Origin of the sequence: Ruegeria sp. (assembly GCF_040830605.1) — a bacterium.
In the GTDB taxonomy this organism is placed as follows: domain Bacteria; phylum Pseudomonadota; class Alphaproteobacteria; order Rhodobacterales; family Rhodobacteraceae; genus Ruegeria.
Genome location: NZ_JBFOMD010000001.1, coordinates 42516 through 59823, shown reverse-complemented (window position 1 = coordinate 59823; position 17308 = coordinate 42516). Strand labels below are relative to the sequence as shown.

The following is a 17308-nucleotide window of genomic DNA, read 5'->3' as shown; positions in this document are numbered from 1 at the left end:
CTGAACGCTTGACCCCAGTCTAGGCGTGGCCGCCCCATCAACAAAATGAATTGATTTGCTCGTTCTGATGAAGAAATAGTTTCATATGCAGATCAAAGCGCTCGAGACCTTTCTTTGCGTGGCCGACACCGGTGGCTTTCACGCTGCCGCGCGTAAGATGAATGTCACGCAAACCGCCGTCAGCGCCCGCATCCGCGCGATCGAACAGGCGGTGGGTCAGACGCTGTTCACCCGGGGCGCGGGCGGCACCGCGCTGACCGATTTCGGGCGCCAGTTCCGGCCCTATGCCGAGCAGATGGTTGCGCTCTGGGCCTTTTCCTCGCGCGAGTTGCCGGGGCAACAGCCCAACCGCGTATCGATCCGGCTGGGCGCGCAGCTCAGCATCTGGGACCCGTTGCTGGTCGATCTGGCGATCAGTCTTGAGGAGAATTTCGGCAAACTGCTGCTGACCCTGAACTACGACCACGATCTGAACGTGGCCGAGGCCGTCGCCTCGCACGTGCTGGACGCGGCGCTGACCCATGAGAGGCCCCGCGACCGCCAAACCTTGCATGAGGAACTGCCGCCGGAACGATTGATCCTAGTCGAAAACCCTCAGTCCGAGGCCACAGAGGCGTTGTTCGTGAATCTGGAGCTTGGCGAGCGCTATCAGGACCATGTGCGCAACGTGGCCCGGCAGGCCTCGGGTCAGACCATCTTTCTGGGCAATTGCATGATGGCGCTGCGCTATGTGCTGCGGCGCGGCGGGCGGGGGTATTTCCCGGATTATGTGGTTTCGCAGCACCTGCAAAGCGGTGAGCTGGTGCGGGTACCGGAGGCCGAGGACCTGCTGTTGCCGCTCTATCTGGTGTTTCACCCCGACCCGGCCCGGCGCGCGCAGTTCGACGAGATCCTGAGTTGCCTGCGCGATCTGCGCGCCGCGTGAAACAAGGCGCAACGGATGCCCCTATCCCGCCCGCCCATTTGACAAATCGCCGCTTCCGGGCTCATGACTGGAACAACCCATCCCGACCACCGGGCAAGGACACGCAAGATGAGATTCCTTCTGGTCGAAGACAATGCCAGCCTGGCCAAGGCCATCCTCGACCGATTGCGGCTGGACGGGCATGTGGTGGATCACGCGCCGGATGTGCAAAGCGCCGAGGATTTTGCCGCCACCACGGACTACGACCTTATCCTGCTGGATATCATGCTGCCCGACGGCGATGGCCGAACCTTCCTGAAGCAGCACCGCGACCGTCAGATCGAAACGCCGGTCATCGTGCTGACCGCCCGCTCTGAAGTCTCCGACCGGGTGGGCGTGCTGGATCTGGGCGCCGACGACTACATCACCAAACCTTTCGACTTTTCCGAGCTTGAGGCGCGCTGCCGGGCGGTTCTGCGGCGGCGTGGCGGCGGCAGTTCGAACGAGCGGCGCTTCGGCAATCTGTGTTTCGATCCCATGGCTGGAACCCTGTCGATCGGGGATCAGACCATCTCGCTCAGGAACAAGGAACTCCGCCTGCTCGAAGTGTTTCTGAGCGCGCCGGACCGGATATTCTCAAAGGCCAAGCTGGTGGACCGGCTGTTTTCCTATGAAGAGGATGTCTCGGAAAACGCTATCGAGGTCTATGTGGGCCGCCTGCGCAAGCATCTGGTGGGCTCAGGCGTCGAGATCGCCACCGTGCGCGGCCTGGGTTACCGGATGTCGCTGCAATGACCCGGCGGGCCCATGTCAGCGGGTCGATCCGCAGGCGGCTGTTGTTGCAGTTGCTGGGCAGCGCCGCGCTGCTGGCCGCCATCCTGTTCGTGACTGTGCTGGGGTTCGTGCGGGATGTGGCCGAGGAGAGCCATGACAGCATCCTTTTTGCCTCGGCCACCTCGATCATGGATTCGGTTGCGGTGAATGCGGGCGAGGTGTCGGTCGATCTTCCCTATGCGGCGCTGTCGATGCTGGGCAATGTCAGCGACGACCGGGTGTTCTATCGCGTCTCGCGCGCCGGGGAGGTGCTGACCGGATATTCGGACCTGCCGGCAGGCGAAGCCACCGTGCGGGCCGGTCAGCCCGTGTTCGAGACGCTGGATTACAAGGGCGAGACCATCCGCATGGTGACCTCGTCCCGGCGCCTTTCTCTGAACGGCGCGCCCACGGATATCGAGGTGTCGGTGGCGCAGACGCAGAACGGTCAGGCCGCTATTCTCGCGCGGCTGTCCCGGTCAGCGCTCTATTTGGGGATCGGGTTCTTCGTGTTGTCCTCGGCATTGGCGATCTGGTCAGCACAATCCAGCGTCCGCCCGCTGAAATCGCTGGCACAGGCCGTCTCGCGCCGGGGACCCAAGGACCTGCGCCCGGTGTCGCGCCCGGTACCGTCGGAAATGGCGCCGCTGGTCTCGTCGCTCAACACGTTCATCGACCGGCTGGGCGTATCCCTGACCCGGTCCGAGGATTTCATTGCCGAGGCCGCGCACCGGGTCCGAACCCCGCTGGCCACAGTCCGGACACAAGCCGAGATCACCCTGCGGCGGGTCGAAAAGGAAGAAAACCGCGGGAGCCTGCGCGAGATGATCCGCGCCATCGACGAAACCTCACGCGCGTCGGGGCAATTGCTGGATCACGCCATGGTCTCGTTTCGCACCGACAGTCTTGAGCGGGCCGATATCGACCTGGCCGAGCTGGCCCGCGAACTGGTCGAGCGTTTGCGCCCGGTGGCGGATCTGAAGGATATCGATCTGCATTTCGACAGCTCCGGCACCCCCCGCATGTCCGGCGATGCGATCCTGATCCAGAACGCCGTGCGCAACATTCTGGACAATGCCATCAAATACTCCCCGCCCGAGCGGCAGGTGCATATCCGGGTCGCGGGCGACGGCGCGCAGGCCCGGGTGTCGATCGAAGATGAGGCCGGAGGGTTCGGCACCACCGACACCCATGCCCTGACCGAACGTTTCGTGCGGGGCGAGAATACCCAAGGCGTCGTCGGCTCCGGGCTGGGCCTGACCATTGCCCGCGAAGTGGCCGAGGCCCATGGCGGCACCCTGACCATCGAAACCAGTAAATCCGGAGCCGGTGCATGCGTAACCCTCTGCTTTCCCTCGCACTGATCGCCAGCCTGTGGGGCGTCTCGGCCAGCGCCTTCGAGATCGAGGACCGGCAATGGGTCGGCCCCGAGAATGCCCGCGCGCTCTCGGTCATATCGACCACCGATTTCGACATTCTGGCGCCGCTGATGGAGAGTTTTCTGCGTAACCGCCCCGGGGTGGCAGTCGATTATGTGGTGGCAAGCAGTTCCGAGCTGATGAAGGCCATCGCCGATGAGGGGCAGGCCTTTGATGTAGCGCTGTCCTCGGCCATGGACCTGCAGACCAAGCTGGCCAATGACGGCTTTACCCGCCCGCACCAATCCTCGGCCACGGCGCTGATCCCCGACTGGGGCGAATGGCGCAATCACGTGTTTGCGTTCTCGCAGGAACCCGCCTCGATCGTGGTCTCTGCCACCGCACTGACCGAGGCCGAGATGCCACGCACACGGCAGGCGCTGATCACGCTGCTGCGCGAACAGCCCGACCGGTTCCGGGGCCGTATCGGCACCTATGACGTCTCGGTCAGCGGTCTGGGCTACCTCTTTGCCACACAGGACGCCCGCACGTCCGAGACCTATTGGCGGCTGATGGAGCTGATGGGCGGGCTGGATTTGCAGCTATATTGCTGCTCCGGCGCGATGATCGAGCAGGTGGCAGATGGGGAGATCTTCGTGGCCTATAACGTGCTCGGCAGCTATGCGCGGGCGCGGGCGGATCTGGCGGATCGTATCGTGGTGATCGACCCCGAGGACTACACCCATCTGATGATGCGCTCGGCCATCCTGCTGAACGATGCCGCGCAGCCTGAACTGGCCGAGGCATTCGTCGATCACCTGATCACCGCTGCGTGGTCCAACCCTCCGGCGCCGGAATACCCGTTCCGCCACCCTCTGGGCGCCCCCGGGCCAAGCGAAAGCGCGCGGCGGCCGATTCAGTTGGGGCCGGGTCTGCTGGTCTATCAGGACAGGGAAAAACGCAAGCGCTTCCTCGGCGAATGGGTCAGCGCGTTGCGGCAGGAGTGATTCCGTCGTTATGCCGAAAAAGTGGAACCCGGCCCTGCTCAAACCGGGTTCGCATATGGATCAGAAACCGCTCAGATACGCGATGACGTCGGCCTGATCGCTTTCTTTCTTGAGGCCCGCAAAGGACATCTTGGTGCCCTTCATGAAGTCCTTGGGCTTGGCCAGAAACTCGGCCAGGCTGGCCTCGTCCCAGACCAGACCGCCCTCGGCGGCTTCGGTCAGGGCGGACGAGTATTTGAACCCTTCGACCTGACCGGCGGGCGCGCCGATGATACCGTTCAGCTGCGGACCTACCTTGTTCTTGGCGTCCTCGCCCACTGCGTGGCAGGCCTTGCATTTCCTGAAGACTTTCTCGCCCTTCTCGGCGTCGCCTTCGGCCAGTGCCGGCAGTGCCAGCGCCGAAGCGAGGGTTGCAAGGATCAGGCTACGTTTGATCATGAGGTTTCCTTTCCGTCTTTCAGATCAACAATTCCAGCTTGGTTCCGGGGAAACGTGTCAGAACCTGCGCGCCCCGGTCGCGCGGCATGAGGCAAAGCGCGGTCGACAGCCCGTCGGCCAGCGCAGCACTTGGGGCCGAGACAGCCACGGTCTGCTGCAGCGGTTCCTGCCCGGTCGGATTCAGGATATGGCCCTGCCCCTCGCCCAGCACCGTGCCCATCGGTGATGAGGTCGCCACCGCCCGATCCCGCAGGGCGATCCGCTGCGCAACCGCTCCGTCCGGTCCGGCCAGCCCCACCCGCCACGCGCCGCCGTCGGCGCGGGTGCCAAGGGCGGCGATCTCGCCCATATCCACCAGCACATCGGTCAGCCCCTGCCCGCGCAGCAGCGCCGCAACCCGGTCGGTGATCGCGCCCTGCGCAATACCGTTGAGCGTCAGGGCGGTACGCCCCGGCTGGTCCAGCCGGATTTCGTCGCGATGGATGTGCACTTGGCTCCACCCCACAGCCGATTTCGCGCGGTTCAGATCATCCCCGTTCGCACCCTGCGCCGTCGCCACCCAGAGCGGCTGAATGCTGGGATCGAAGACCCCACCGGTGGCGTCATGCAGCGCGGTCGACAGGCTCAGCACATCCAGCAGTTCCGGCGCCGGGTTGGACAGCCGCCCATCCCGGTTCAACCGGCTGAGCTGCGAGTCCGGGCGGTAGAGGCTGAAGACGCGCTCCAGCCGCTCCAGCTCGGCCTCGACCGAGGCGATGACCGGCGCGGCTTGCACATCCGTCAGCCCCTCCAGCCGCAGGCTTGCCCCGGCGCCCAGCGCATTGCCCCGCCAATGCGCAACAGGGGTGGCCAAAGCGCCCGTGGGCAACGCGGCGCAGGCGGCAGAGATGGTCAAAAAGCGGCGGCGTGAAAGATGGGTCATGCCGGTGTCTCCAGTTTCAAGTCCAGATCGACGGGGCCCAGAACGGCCTCGTCCGGAATATCCGTCAGGGGCATGGCCGAACCGCCATAGCGGGCGATGAAAGCCTCGGCCCCGATGCTGTCGGCAAAGGGCACCACCTCGGGCGCGCCCATGCCGCCTGCCACCCCCGCGCCAACGACGAATAGCGCGCCATCTGCGGCGATCCAGTTCGAGATCCCGGGGTTTCGCCAGTTCGGCGCCACGGTCATGTCGCTGACATAGACGGCGGTAATCTCGGCGTCGCGCTCGGGGCTTTTGAGATAAGCCAGCATGTCGCGCACCTGCGCGAAGAAGAGTGGCGCCGGATAGCCTTCCAGATGGATCTGTCCCTTGGGCCCGCCATGCTCGGCGATGTTCATCTGGCAGAAATAGCTGAGCGCAGTTTCGGTCAGCTCGACCGGCGCAGGGGGTGCTGCGGCCTGCTCCTCCTTGCAGGCGGCCAATGCGACCAGTGCGATCAGGGCGAGGTGTCTCATGGCTCGACCCTCCGGAATGCGGCGCGCGCGAGGATGAACCCCAGCACCGGCCAGATCAAAAGCGAGGCGGGCGCGGCCCAGACGGGCAGGGCCTGCGCGGCACCGGCCATACCCGAGGCCATCGCCACGCCCTCGGTCGCGGCGATGTTCCACAAACGGAATGCGTCGGCCGGGTTGGCCACCATCACCCATGGAAAGACGGATCGGGTGAAGGTGCCGCCCTGATCCATGACCACGGCCCCCAAAAGCCCCAGGTCATAGAGGACGACAAAGACCAGCCAGAGCCCGGCCGACAGACCTGCCGCCGCCGTGGCGCCCCGTGCCAGGGCGGACAGCAGGTATCCCAGCGCCAGAAACACGGCGCCCAGCAGGATGGATGTGAGGATAAGGCGCACCAGCGCCAGCAGGCTTTCGGGACCCGCTCCGCCAAACCACGCCGCGACGGCGCCTGCGGTGCCGAAACCGATGGTCATGGCGAAGGCCAGCGCCGCCAGATGGGCGGTGAACTTGCCCAACAGGATCTCTCCACGCCCCGCCGGGTAGGACAGAACCAGCGCAAGGCTGCCCCGGTCTACGTCGCCGGCGATGGCGTCGAACGAGATCATCAGCGCCAGCAGCGGCGCGAGATAGACCGAAAGCGTGGTCATCGACGCCACGGAAACGGTCAGCATGTCGACACCCAGCGTGCCGGTGGGGGCGCTGCCCGCAAAGGTCAGCGCCAGCGCAAACAGCACCATGATGAGCGTGGCCACCAGCAGCCAGCGGTTGCGGCGCAGGATCAGCATTTCGGCGCGGGCAATGGCAAAGAAACGGGTCATTGCAAGGCCTCCCGTGCATAGTGGCGATAGAGGTCTTCCAGCTTCGGCGGGGTCATTTCGACATCCGCCACCGCTTCACCCATCGCAGCGATGCGGCGCAGCGCCTCCATCTTGTCGGCGGGCGAACACAGCAGCTCGACCGAGGCGCCGTTGATGCGGTTGCCACCGATTTGAGCGGCCAGCGTGTCGGCATTCTCAGCCGCCCGCACCCGCAGTTTGATCGGCAAGCCGGCCAGTGCCGACAGGTTGGCCAGCGTGTCATCCGCCACCATCTGCCCCTTGCGCAGGATGGCGATGCGGTCGGTGCGGGCCTCGACCTCGGTCAGGGCATGTGAAGCGATCAGTACCGCCGTCCCCTGCCCCGCCAGCTCGTCGATGATGGCATAAAGGTCTTGCCGCGAGATCGGGTCCAAACCGCTCGTCGGCTCGTCCAACAGCGCCACTTTCGGCTGGCCCAACAGCACCTGCGCCAGACCAAGACGCTGCCGCATCCCCTTGGAATAGGTGCCGATGCGGCGGTCAAGCGCGTCGCGGAGGCCGACACGCTCAAGCAGGCCGGGAACATCGGCCTTTTCGCCCGAGAGCCGGGCAAACAGGGTCAGTTGCTCGCGCCCGGTGAGGGCGGGATGGAATGAGACGGCCTCCGGCAGATAGGCGGTATCGCGACGGGCCGAAGCACTGCCGGGGGCAGCATCCCCCACGCGGATGGCACCGCCATGGATGGGCGTCAGCCCGAGGATGGATTTGATCAGGGTCGACTTGCCCGCGCCGTTATGGCCCAGCAGCGCCATGCGCTCGCCGGGGGCCAGGGTCAGGTCGATGTCGTCCAGAACGCGGGTCTTGCCCCGGTCCTTGCTCACATGTTCGATGGTCAGGGCCTTATCCGTCATGAGGCACCTTTTTCATAGCTGGGGGTTCAGGGGCTTGCATCAGTGGATTGCTGTCCATCACGCCCCCCGGCAGCAGCGCCGGGAAGGCCGATTGCGACCAGCGCACCAGTTGCACGGCGGGGGAGCCGAGCAGCAGTTTGGCTGCGGGTTGGGTCCACAGCACATGGTCCATACTGTCATTGGGGCGATAGGGGGCATCGGCGATGCCGTTGCCATCCACATCATAGGCGGCGAAATCGGACCAGTAATTGCCGCGCCCATCCTCGGACCACTCGACCCATTTGGTCGAGACATATTTCACCTGGGTCCGGTTGCCGATGAATGCGTTGCCGAGGATACGGTTGCGTTCCGAGCCGGCGGTAAAGTGAATGCCGATGCCGCAGCCCTGGAACCAGTTGTCGGTGAACTCGTTCTTGTTGGAATTGTAGAGAAAGGTGCATTTCTCCTTTGCACCCTTCACCACATTCCCGGTGATCACGCTCTTGTTGGCATAGTTCAGCATCACGCCATGCTCTCGGTCGCCGATCGACACATTGTCGGCGACCTTTACGTTGGTCGAGAACATGACGGCATAACCTAAGTCATTTCCGACCGAGATATTGCCGGAAACAACCGAATCATCGGCATACATGTAGTGAACGGCGAAACGCAGATCGCGGAACAGGTTGCCGGTGAACGTGTTCTTCTTGGACGAGTTCACAAAGATCCCGTCGCGGCCATAGCGGATGTCGTTATCTTCAACCACCGCGCCCGGCGCGTTCCAGACATAGACCCCATTGCCGCGCGCATTCATGTGGCGGTCTTGGCGGCCTTCGATCCGGTTGCCGCGGACGATGCTGTCCTTGGCGCCGTGAATGTCGATGCCATAGAGGTTGCCCAGCAGCACGTTGTCCTCGACCACCGGCGCTGTGGCCGTCTTGGTCAGTTGGATGCCGCTGTCAATCCCGTCATGGCCCGAGCCCGAGCCGATCACCGTCAGCCCGCGCACAGTCACGCCCGGCCCGGTCACGGTGATGACGCTGCCCGCGCCTTGCCCGTCGATGGTGGCCTGTCCCAGCCCGTCGATTGTGACGGGCCGGTCCAGCACCAATGTTTCGGTGTAGACACCCGGGCTCAGGCGGAGGGTGTCTCCATCCGCCGCCTGCGCCAGTATCTCGTTGATGGCCCCCGCCCGGTTGGGCACATCCCAATCCGCCGCCCAAAGGGGCGAGCCGAGCAGGAGCGGTATGAGCAGGGGCCAACGCATTTTATGCGCTCCGCGGCTCAACAAACATCCGGCCGCGCATTTCCATGTGCAGCGCGTGGCAGAACCACTGGCAATAGTACCAGTGCACGCCCGGACGGTCGGCGATGAAGGTGACCGAAGCGGTGGCCTGCGGTGCGACCTCCATCGCGATGCCGAAGTTCGACAGGCACAGCCCGTGGGTCACGTCGTCCACGTCATCCAGGTTGGTGACATAGATGGTCACCTCATCGCCCTGCTTGACCGAGAACTTCTCCATGCTGAAGACAGGCGCGGTCGAGGTCATGTAGACACGGACCTTGTTGCCGTCGCGGATCGGTTCCTCGGCGCCTTCTTCCAGATCGACACCATCGGCAGCCGCCTGTTGACGCGCATCTTCCCACATCGGGTCGTTGCGGTCCCAGACGTTGACCGGGTTCACCTTGGAGCGGTGGACAAGGATCGAGTCGTGCGGCTCGGCAAAGGTCGGGCCATCATGGACCACCTTCATCTTGTCGCCCGAGATGTCGATCAACTGCTCGTTTTCCGGCTTCAGCGGACCCACATTCAGGAAGCGGTCTTTCGAGAACTTGTTCATCGAAATCAGCCACTTGCCGTCGGCTTCGGCGGTTTCCCCCATCGAGGTCGAGTTGTGGCCCGGCTGATAATGCACGTCCACCTTGTCGACGATCGGGTCGACGTCCGCACCGGCATAGGCTTCGATGGCCTTGGCGATGTCCCATTTCACCACCTGGCTGTCTAGGAACAAAGTGGTGAAGGCATTGCCCTTGCCGTCGAACGCGGTGTGAAGCGGGCCAAGACCCAGCTGCGGTTCGGCCACGATGGCAGACCGCGGATCGGCGTTGTCGGCAAACAGCGCGTCGACCTTCTCCACATCGATCACGGATACGGTCGGCGACAGCTTACCGTTGATCATGATGTGTTTCTTGTCGGGCGCGGCGTTCACACCGTGCGGCGAGTTCGGGATCGGGATGTAGCGGGTCAGGTTGCCACCGGCCTCTTTACGACCGTCCACGACCTTGACGCCGTTCAGTTCCTGATAGTTCCCGGCGGCCACGGCCTCTTCGATGCCTTTGAGGTTGAACACGACCACATGGTCCAGCTCGTTCTCGGTCATCTCGGCCAGGTTCATACCCATTTCCGAGTTATACGAGGTCGAGAAGGCGTATTTGCCCTGATAGTCGCAATCAGTGTTGTCGAGGTTGCCCGACACCATCACCTGCCACGCGATCTCCATTGTGTCGCCGTCGATGGCGGTGAAGATGTTCACGTATTGCGATGGATCGTCGAGGATCTCGCCATCGTTGACCAGCGGTGCCTCGTGCTCGCCGTTGGCAAAGATATAGCCGGTGCGCGGGTATTTCTGCGGACGCAGGCCGTGGATGTCATGCGCGTTCGGGATCTCGATGATCTTGTCGCATTTCATCACGTCGCAGCGCACGCGGGCCACGCGGGTGTTGGCCTTGTCGTTCATGAACAGATAGCGGCCGTCATAGGTGCCATCGGTGAAGGACATGTGCGGGTGGTGCAGGTCGCCGTTGTCATAGGTAACCTTGCCGTTTGCGGCCAGATATTCCTTGGTTTCCGGCAGCAGGCCCTCGGTCAGAACCTTCAGCGATTCATTGGTCTGGCCCCAGCCGGTGGCCGAGCAGCGGTTGAACACCGGCACCCGCATCAGCTCGCGCATCGAAGGTACGCCCAGAATGCGCAGCTCGCCGGTCTGGCCCGAGGACCAGAAACCGTAGTATTCGTCCAACTCGCCGGGCTCCAGATGGGCGTTGGCGGCGGCGCTGGCCTCTTTCGCGGTCATCAGGGTCGCGCCCAGACCGGTTCCGGCCAGCACGGCCCCCGTCGCGGTTGCCCCCAGCATTCCGCGGCGTGTGACGTTCAGGGTCTTGTCGTGTTCCGACATGGTCGTTCCTCCTTTTAGGAAACGGTTTGCGGTTTGGCGTTCGGATGGTTCGCCGGTGGTTGTCCAAGAGCCCCCTTCAGATCGGCGGTGCCGACCTTGGCGCGGCGTTTGATCTGTTTGATCACCACCGGGCATTTGCTCTCGGACTGATAAAGGACCTGACAGTGCAGGCAGGTGACGCATTCGTTCGGGTTGATCTCACCGGTCGGGTGGATCGCCTGAACCGGACATTCATTGGCGCAGGTCTGGCACGGGGTGCCGCATTCCTTGTAGCGCTTGAGCCAGTCGAACATGCGGATGCGCGCGGGGATCGCCAGCGCCGCGCCCAGCGGGCACAGGTAGCGGCAGTAGAAACGCTCGATGAACAGCCCGATCAGCAGCAGGACCACGGCGAAGACCACGAACGGCCAGTCGCGCACGAATTTCAGGATGATCGCGGTCTTGAACGGTTCGATCTCGGCATAGGTTTCCGCCAGCGGGATCGAGACCATGCTGAGGCCGAAAAGACCAAGGAAAATCATATATTTCAGCGGCCAGAGGCGTTCGTTCAGCCCCCAGGGCAGCGTCCATTGCGGTACGCGGAAGGCACGCGCGATCTTGTTGGTCAACTCCTGCAGGGCGCCGAACGGGCAGAGCCAGCCGCAATAGGCACCCCGGCCCCAGAACAGCAGTGCGGCGGCCACCGCGAACCATTGGATAAAGACCAGCGGGTCGAGCAGGAAGGCGTCCCAGGTAAAGCCGGTGCGCAGGCTTCCGGCCAGCGCCATCAGGTTGACGACGCTGAGCTGCGCGTTGGCGTACCAGCCCACGAAGAACAGCGTGAGGGTAAGGTAGCCGATGCGGAACCAGTAGAAGAAGCGCGCATTGGCCGTGGCCTGGAACTGGAAAAAGAAGGTCCCGGTCAGCACCAGCAGCATTACGCCGAGGACGCCGATCTCGACGGTCCGGTCCTTCCAGATCCGCTGCCAAAGCGCGGCCTTGGCGGCGGCCTCGTCGGTGGCATCCTCAACCACCGCAGGCGCGGCAAGGGGGAGCAGGTAGCTTTCGGGCAGTTTGTAGCCCAGATCGAAGGTCAGGAAGGTCTTCTCGACCGCGCCCACGGCCCGCTGCACCAGCAGTTGCAGGCGGAAGGGTTCGGCGGGGTCGAACTCGGAATCGGCGGGGATCCTGAAGATGTCGAGCTCGGTGAAACTGGGTGCGTCGGGGGCCGCGACCTCGCCCAGGCGACGTTGTTGACGGTCGAAGAAGCGGACCGAGCGGTCGCCCTGAATGAGCTGGATGCGGTCGAAGATACCGCCGCGGACATAGCCGGAGCCCTTGAAGCTGTAGGCGCCGCGGCCCAGTACGAGGATGGCGTGTTCACCCTCGTCCAACCAGTTGACAAGATTGGCATATTCCGCCTCACCCAAGAGCGACTTGCCGATGGAGGGCACCGAGACCAGCGCCATGTGCATGTCGATGAAGGTGTCATCCGGTTCGCCCGGTTCGGGGCGCCTGATGGCGCGCTGGTCGCCGGTGGCCTCGAACGCCGCGTTGATCTGGCCGATGTCCAGCGTCATTCGGCGCACCGAGCCATCGCCCGAAAGCGTTGCCCAGTCATAGGTTTCGCTCAGCCCGGTGTCGATCTCGCGCTTGGGCCCGTCTGCCTGAACCGGGGACAGACCGCCGAGGCCCAATGCGCGGGACACCTTGATGCCGGCGCGCACGAGGCTGTCGTCGATCACCATGATGGTCACCGTCGCGCCCGAGATGATGTCGAGGTCATGGCCCTCGCCACCGGTCTCGGCCTCGCGCTTGAGGTCGAGGCCCGCGTAACCCTCTGTCAAAGCAACCATTTTCGAGTTGGGGATGCCGATCAGAACGATGGGTTCGGAGTGTTTGACCAGTTTCACACCGGTCAGCACCGCGTCGGCGTCAATGGCCGCAACCACGTGGATGGGCTTGCCGGAATAGCCCGTGGTGCCAACGAAATCCGAGGTCAGGAAGGCCCATGCGACGGTCTCGCCGCCCTTCAGAACAGGGGCGACTTTCACGTCCTCGCGCACCGCGCCGAAGGCGTCGGCGCCGGGGGCGAGTTCGGCGGGTTCGATCTCGGGGAGGAAGCTGGCGAGGCTGTCGGCCTGAGCGCTCAGCGCCATCAGGCAGGATAGGGCAAGGGCCAGCAGAAAATAGGTTGCTCGCATCAGGACCACGGCGCACCTCCGGTTACTTGGATTGACGCCATGGACGCGCGCGGGGCGCGTTCGGTTCTGTTTTGGAGCGCGGGCGGAGGGCCGCGGCTGTCGGGCCAGAATTGCGCCGGGTTGTCCGGTTTGTACACCGTGCGGACCTGCCACGTTCCGGTTTGTACACATCCGGACCGGGCGATCCCGGGCAGATCCGGAAGCAGCGCGGCCCCGGTCACCGCGCACAGGGCGCAATGCGCGCATTTCGGGCAAGGGGCGGTGTCGGTGGTGCCGTCTTCGGGATCGACCTGGACCCACACCGCCCCTGCCTCCGAGCAGATCTCCATCCACACACCTTGCTCGGCGCTCGCCAGCGCCGGGCTGAGCAATTGCAAGAGCAACAGGAGGATGCCCAGCCCGCCAGCGGCCGCGCGAGGGGCACGGACGTGACGGCGTGGCAATGGGCGGTGCGCGAACATGGAGGCTCCGACTCGGGATTTCGGCCCATGTCTTAGACCCGCAGCGGGCAGAGGGACTTGACTTCGGTCAGGTCGGGCGCGGCCTGATCGCCGCAGGGGGTCAGCCGGGGGTACAGCGGGCAGAGCTATTCAGATCTGCATAACGGATATGCGTAAAAGTAAACCAATTAGTTCAGTTCGCTGGTTGAAAACTGAACCGCATAGTTTACCTCGGTGATGTGAACTGAGTAGTTCAGATCGGAGAAAGACCATGAAACCCCTTATGATTGCCCTTTCATTGACCCTTGCAACGATGGCCGCACCGGTGATGGCGCTGAGCGTGGACATGAGCAACCTGACCCCTACTCTGACTTTCCCGGAACCTGCCCCTGAACCGGTGAGCCAGGACGCTGTCATTATCAGCAAGTAACGCCACCGGGCTGCGGGCGGGGCGGGATGGCCCTGCCCGCGGTCAGGATGGGAAGAGCATAGTGCCGCCGAACAGCGTCGGCGTGCTGCACCAAAAACCCGGACGTCCAATCACTCGACCGTTGTCACGCGAGGCCCGGTCAAGGCGGGCCACATGGCCATGAGGTAAAGCGTAAAAGCGGCGGTCCAGAGACCTCCGGTCGCCAGCATGGCGGGCAGGTAGAGGCTGTCGATTTCGGTTCCCGCCCAGCGCAGCAATGCGGCGGCGGCCATCAGGCCATAGCCCAGCGCCATCGGCGCGGATGCAACCAGCGGACGGCCCGAATGGCCCAGCGCGGCGCGGCTCATTACCGCCAGTGTCATGCCACCGACGCAGCCGATGCCGAGGATGTGCAGACCGGCCAGCTCGTTGCCGATGCCCAGACCCGAAAGCCCCCAGAGAAGCATTCCGAGCGCCAGCATTGCCAGCCCCAGATGCAGGGCGAGCAGGATGGGTTTGTTCAGGCACCATGCTCCGCCCCAGCGGGCCAGCCGCGCGATCTGGATCAGGCCGAAGAGGATGGCGGCGGGGGCGATCGCCTGCGCGGGCAGGCCCGTCATCACCAGGATTGGCAGCAGCAGTGCGAGGATCAGTGCCGCGCGCTCGACCGGTTTGGCGCTTTGCGGCCAGCGCGTCTCGGGCACGCCTGCGCGTTTCATGGCGTTGCGGGTGAAGGCCGGCGTCACCCGGCCGCCCAGCACCGAGATGAGCGCGGTGACGGCGATCAGGCCGCCGCGCAAACCGGCCAAGGCGGTGTCGCTGGTCGCTCCGGTCCATTCCAGATGCACCAGCAGGTTGGCGGCCCAGATATAGGTGAGAAACAGCAGAAACATGACGTTCTGCGGTTTCGGGCGTTTCAAGAGCTGGGTGAGGATTTTCAGCGCCAGCACCGGGATGAACGACAGGTCCAGCGCCGCGACCAGCACCGGCGGCAAAAGCCCCGCGTACCAGACCGCCAGCCGTCCGGCCAGCCACAACCCCGCCGCCAGCGCGATGAAGCCCTGCCGCGCGCCCGGGGCGCCGGTCCAGTTCGGCACGGCGGTCAGGAAGAAGCCGCCAATGGCGGCAGTGGCGTAGCCGAATATCATCTCATGCGCGTGCCAGAGCACCGGGGCCTGCGACGATGCCGGGCCGGCGGAGGCGCCGCCGAGATAGAGCACCCAGATCAGACCGGTGAAGACGCCATAGAGCCCGGCTGCCAGGAAGAACACCCGGAAGCCTTCGGAAAACAGCCGGTTCAGCATGGCTAGGCCGTGGCCTTTTGCTGTGCGGCCCGCGCCCGGCGTTTCAGGGTTGGGCAGGTGTTGGGGTCGTTGAAGATGACCTGGCATCGCAGACATAGGACACACTCATTTGGATTGATCCGGCCCAGCGGGTCGATGGCAGCGACGGTGCATTTGGGTTCGCACAACCGGCATTCGCGACCGCATTGCGGGCGGCGGCGCAGCCAGTCGAAGATCTTGAGCTTGGCCGGGATCGCAAGCGCGGCACCCAGCGGGCAGAGGTAGCGGCAGTAGAAACGCTCGATAAAGAGGCCTGCCGTCAGCAGGACCAGCACGAAGAGGACGAAGGGCCAGGCGCGGATCATCCGGAGCGAGATGGCGGTCTTGAAGGGTTCCGCCTCGGCCAGGATCAGCGCGTCTTTCATCGAGTAGAAGCTGAGCGCGAGGATGGCGATAAAGAGGGTGTATTTGATGATCCAGAGCCGTTCATGCAGCGGTTGCGGCACGGCGATCTGTTTGACGCCGAGACGGCGGGCGGCCTGATTGAGCAGTTCCTGCAGGGCGCCGAACGGGCAGAGCCAGCCGCAGAACACGCCCCTGCCCCAGAACAGCAGCCCCAGCGCCACCCCGGCCCAGAGGGTGAAGATCACCGGTTCGATCAGGAACGTCTCCCACCGGAAACCGCTCAGCAGCGATTGCACGAAGGCCACCACCTGCACGACCGAGAGCTGGCCGTTCACGCCCCAGCCGAGCCAGACCAGCGTGACCGAGAGGAACCCGAGCCGCAGGCGGAACCAGAGTTTCGGGCGGCGCACGATCCACTCCTGGCCCAGCAGGATCAGGGTCAGCAGCACCTGCATCGAGGCGACGCCTATGACGGCCCACTTGCGGCGCTCCCATGTCTCCTGCCAGAGCGGGATCGGCTCGGGCGGCAGCGGGTTGAGGTAGGTCTCGGGCAGCGCGTAGTCCAGCGCGGCGGTCATCGAGACCTCGCCCTGCGCGCCGGGGCGGCGGGCGGTGAGTGCGAGTTGGAAGGGTGCGGCGGGGTCGAAGCCCGGGCCGCCGATCTGGAAGAGGGAGCGTTCCTTGAGGTCGGGTGCGCCCTTGGCGAGCTTGTCGATGCGGGTATAGCCCTGCCGCAGCAGGGGCAGGCGCAGGTCGCCCTGCACCACTTCGAGCCGGTCGAACAGGCCCGATTTGCGCCAGTCGAGCCCGCGATGGGAATAGAGCCCGCGCGAGCCCACGAAGAGGCCCACCTTGTCGGCAGGCAGGCCGCCCACGGCGCGTGTATAGCTTTGCTGGCCGAGGATGGTGCGGCCAATGGTGGGCGGGTCGATCATGGCGGCGAACAGTTCAATGAAGGTGCCGTCGCCCGGTTCCAGCTGCGGTTCAGCTCCGGCCAGCCCTTCGGCGGCTTGCGTCATGTCGAGATGCAGGCGGGTGATGGCGCCCTGTTCCAGCAGCGCGTCCCAGTCGCTGGGCGCATAGCTCACCCGGTCGATCCGCCCGGCGTCGAGGATGCCGCGCGACAGGGCCAGCGTGCGCCCGACCCGCAGGATTGCATCGCGGATCACCCCGGTCGAGACGGTGGCGCGCGAGATGATGTCGGGGGCGCCCGCCTCGGCCAGCGCTGCCGATTGCAGCGGTGCGGTCAGATCGACGCCGCCGAACCCGCCGACGAAGCGGGCGATGTCGGCGTCCGACAGGCCCAGGGTCAGGATCGGCTCGGAATGGCGCATCAGCCGGGCGCTGGCGATGCGGGCGTCGGGGGTGACGGCGACCAGCATGTCGATGGGGCGGCCCGAATAGCCGACGGTGCGGGCGATCTCCCAGCTTGATCCGATATGGGCCAATATCGTGCCGTCCGGCGCCTCGACCCGCCAGCCGGGCGGCGCGCTGTCCGTGTCGCGGATGACGATCACCGGGCCGGGAAGGTCCAGCATGTCGGCGGCCAGTCGGGCGTCGGGCTCGGCCGGGGCGATATCGGCCTCGAAGCGAAACCGGTCCTGCGCCACAAGAGGCGCCGCCGTGGCGGTCAACAGCGCAAGCGCGCCAAGCACGCCGCACCAGATCCGGTGTCGCAACGTTTCCATGATCCAAGCGCTACGCCCATCCGCGTGGGCCAACCTTAACCAAAGTCAAGGCAGCCGGGGGCCCGTGCTGCCAGAGTCGG

The 17308-nt window shown here is 64.7% G+C and carries 16 protein-coding genes; 5 read left to right on the top strand and 11 right to left on the bottom strand.

Translation table 11 applies throughout. The features are described 5' to 3' along the window. Nucleotides 1-85 precede the first annotated feature (85 nt). The 4 genes from AB3N21_RS00255 to AB3N21_RS00240 all read left to right on the top strand — a co-directional run bounded on the left by AB3N21_RS00255 (nucleotide 86) and on the right by AB3N21_RS00240 (nucleotide 4082). Nucleotides 86-925, top strand: a complete 840-nt coding sequence (locus AB3N21_RS00255; RefSeq protein ID WP_367933319.1) for a LysR family transcriptional regulator — start codon at nucleotides 86-88, stop codon at nucleotides 923-925. A gap of 108 nt (nucleotides 926-1033) precedes the next feature. After that, complete coding sequence (locus AB3N21_RS00250; protein ID WP_367933318.1) at nucleotides 1034-1699, top strand: response regulator transcription factor; 666 nt, start codon at nucleotides 1034-1036, stop codon at nucleotides 1697-1699. Further along, complete coding sequence (locus AB3N21_RS00245; RefSeq protein WP_367933317.1) at nucleotides 1696-3081, top strand: sensor histidine kinase N-terminal domain-containing protein; 1386 nt, start codon at nucleotides 1696-1698, stop codon at nucleotides 3079-3081. The genes AB3N21_RS00250 and AB3N21_RS00245 overlap by 4 nt, the downstream gene beginning before the upstream one ends. Beyond that, nucleotides 3051-4082 carry an ABC transporter substrate-binding protein gene (locus tag AB3N21_RS00240; protein ID WP_367933316.1) on the top strand — a complete coding sequence of 344 codons (1032 nt, stop codon included), beginning with the start codon at nucleotides 3051-3053 and terminating at the stop codon, nucleotides 4080-4082. The genes AB3N21_RS00245 and AB3N21_RS00240 overlap by 31 nt, the downstream gene beginning before the upstream one ends. A 60-nt stretch (nucleotides 4083-4142) precedes the next feature. Here AB3N21_RS00240 and AB3N21_RS00235 read toward each other — a convergent pair whose 3' ends face one another. From AB3N21_RS00235 to AB3N21_RS00195, 9 genes are read right to left on the bottom strand one after another with little or no spacing between them, the layout of a single operon-like run. Then, complete coding sequence (locus tag AB3N21_RS00235) at nucleotides 4143-4520, bottom strand: cytochrome c family protein (protein ID WP_367933315.1); 378 nt, start codon at nucleotides 4518-4520, stop codon at nucleotides 4143-4145. Nucleotides 4521-4539: 19 nt separating this feature from the next. Continuing rightward, on the bottom strand, nucleotides 4540-5442 hold the full coding sequence (locus tag AB3N21_RS00230; protein ID WP_367933314.1) for an FAD:protein FMN transferase: 903 nt from the start codon (nucleotides 5440-5442) through the stop codon (nucleotides 4540-4542). After that, nucleotides 5439-5957 (bottom strand): nitrous oxide reductase accessory protein NosL, encoded by a 519-nt coding sequence (locus tag AB3N21_RS00225; protein WP_367933313.1) that lies wholly within the window; start codon nucleotides 5955-5957, stop codon nucleotides 5439-5441. The genes AB3N21_RS00230 and AB3N21_RS00225 overlap by 4 nt, the downstream gene beginning before the upstream one ends. Next, nucleotides 5954-6775, bottom strand: coding sequence for an ABC transporter permease (locus tag AB3N21_RS00220; protein WP_367933312.1), 822 nt, complete (start codon nucleotides 6773-6775; stop codon nucleotides 5954-5956). The genes AB3N21_RS00225 and AB3N21_RS00220 overlap by 4 nt, the downstream gene beginning before the upstream one ends. Further along, nucleotides 6772-7665: an ABC transporter ATP-binding protein gene (locus tag AB3N21_RS00215; RefSeq protein ID WP_367933311.1), complete on the bottom strand. Its 894-nt coding sequence runs from the start codon at nucleotides 7663-7665 to the stop codon at nucleotides 6772-6774. The genes AB3N21_RS00220 and AB3N21_RS00215 overlap by 4 nt, the downstream gene beginning before the upstream one ends. Continuing rightward, nucleotides 7655-8911, bottom strand: a complete 1257-nt coding sequence (locus AB3N21_RS00210; RefSeq protein WP_367933310.1) for a nitrous oxide reductase family maturation protein NosD — start codon at nucleotides 8909-8911, stop codon at nucleotides 7655-7657. The genes AB3N21_RS00215 and AB3N21_RS00210 overlap by 11 nt, the downstream gene beginning before the upstream one ends. Before the next feature lies 1 nt (nucleotide 8912). Next, a complete protein-coding gene (gene nosZ, locus AB3N21_RS00205) occupies nucleotides 8913-10820 on the bottom strand; it encodes a TAT-dependent nitrous-oxide reductase (protein ID WP_367933309.1) in 1908 nt (635 codons plus the stop codon). 14 nt (nucleotides 10821-10834) lie between these two features. After that, complete coding sequence (locus AB3N21_RS00200) at nucleotides 10835-13003, bottom strand: 4Fe-4S binding protein (protein WP_367933914.1); 2169 nt, start codon at nucleotides 13001-13003, stop codon at nucleotides 10835-10837. Continuing rightward, complete coding sequence (locus AB3N21_RS00195) at nucleotides 13003-13464, bottom strand: hypothetical protein (protein WP_367933308.1); 462 nt, start codon at nucleotides 13462-13464, stop codon at nucleotides 13003-13005. Before AB3N21_RS00195 ends, AB3N21_RS00200 begins: the two co-directional genes overlap by 1 nt. A 250-nt stretch (nucleotides 13465-13714) precedes the next feature. On the opposite strand from AB3N21_RS00195, the gene AB3N21_RS00190 reads away from it, so the two are divergent. Beyond that, nucleotides 13715-13873 (top strand): hypothetical protein, encoded by a 159-nt coding sequence (locus AB3N21_RS00190; protein ID WP_171177149.1) that lies wholly within the window; start codon nucleotides 13715-13717, stop codon nucleotides 13871-13873. A gap of 110 nt (nucleotides 13874-13983) precedes the next feature. Here the strand turns inward: AB3N21_RS00190 and AB3N21_RS00185 are convergent, their stop codons facing one another. Next, nucleotides 13984-15156, bottom strand: a complete 1173-nt coding sequence (locus tag AB3N21_RS00185; RefSeq protein ID WP_367933307.1) for an NnrS family protein — start codon at nucleotides 15154-15156, stop codon at nucleotides 13984-13986. Between the two features lie 2 nt (nucleotides 15157-15158). Next, nucleotides 15159-17228 (bottom strand): 4Fe-4S binding protein, encoded by a 2070-nt coding sequence (locus AB3N21_RS00180; protein ID WP_367933306.1) that lies wholly within the window; start codon nucleotides 17226-17228, stop codon nucleotides 15159-15161. Nucleotides 17229-17308 lie beyond the last annotated feature (80 nt).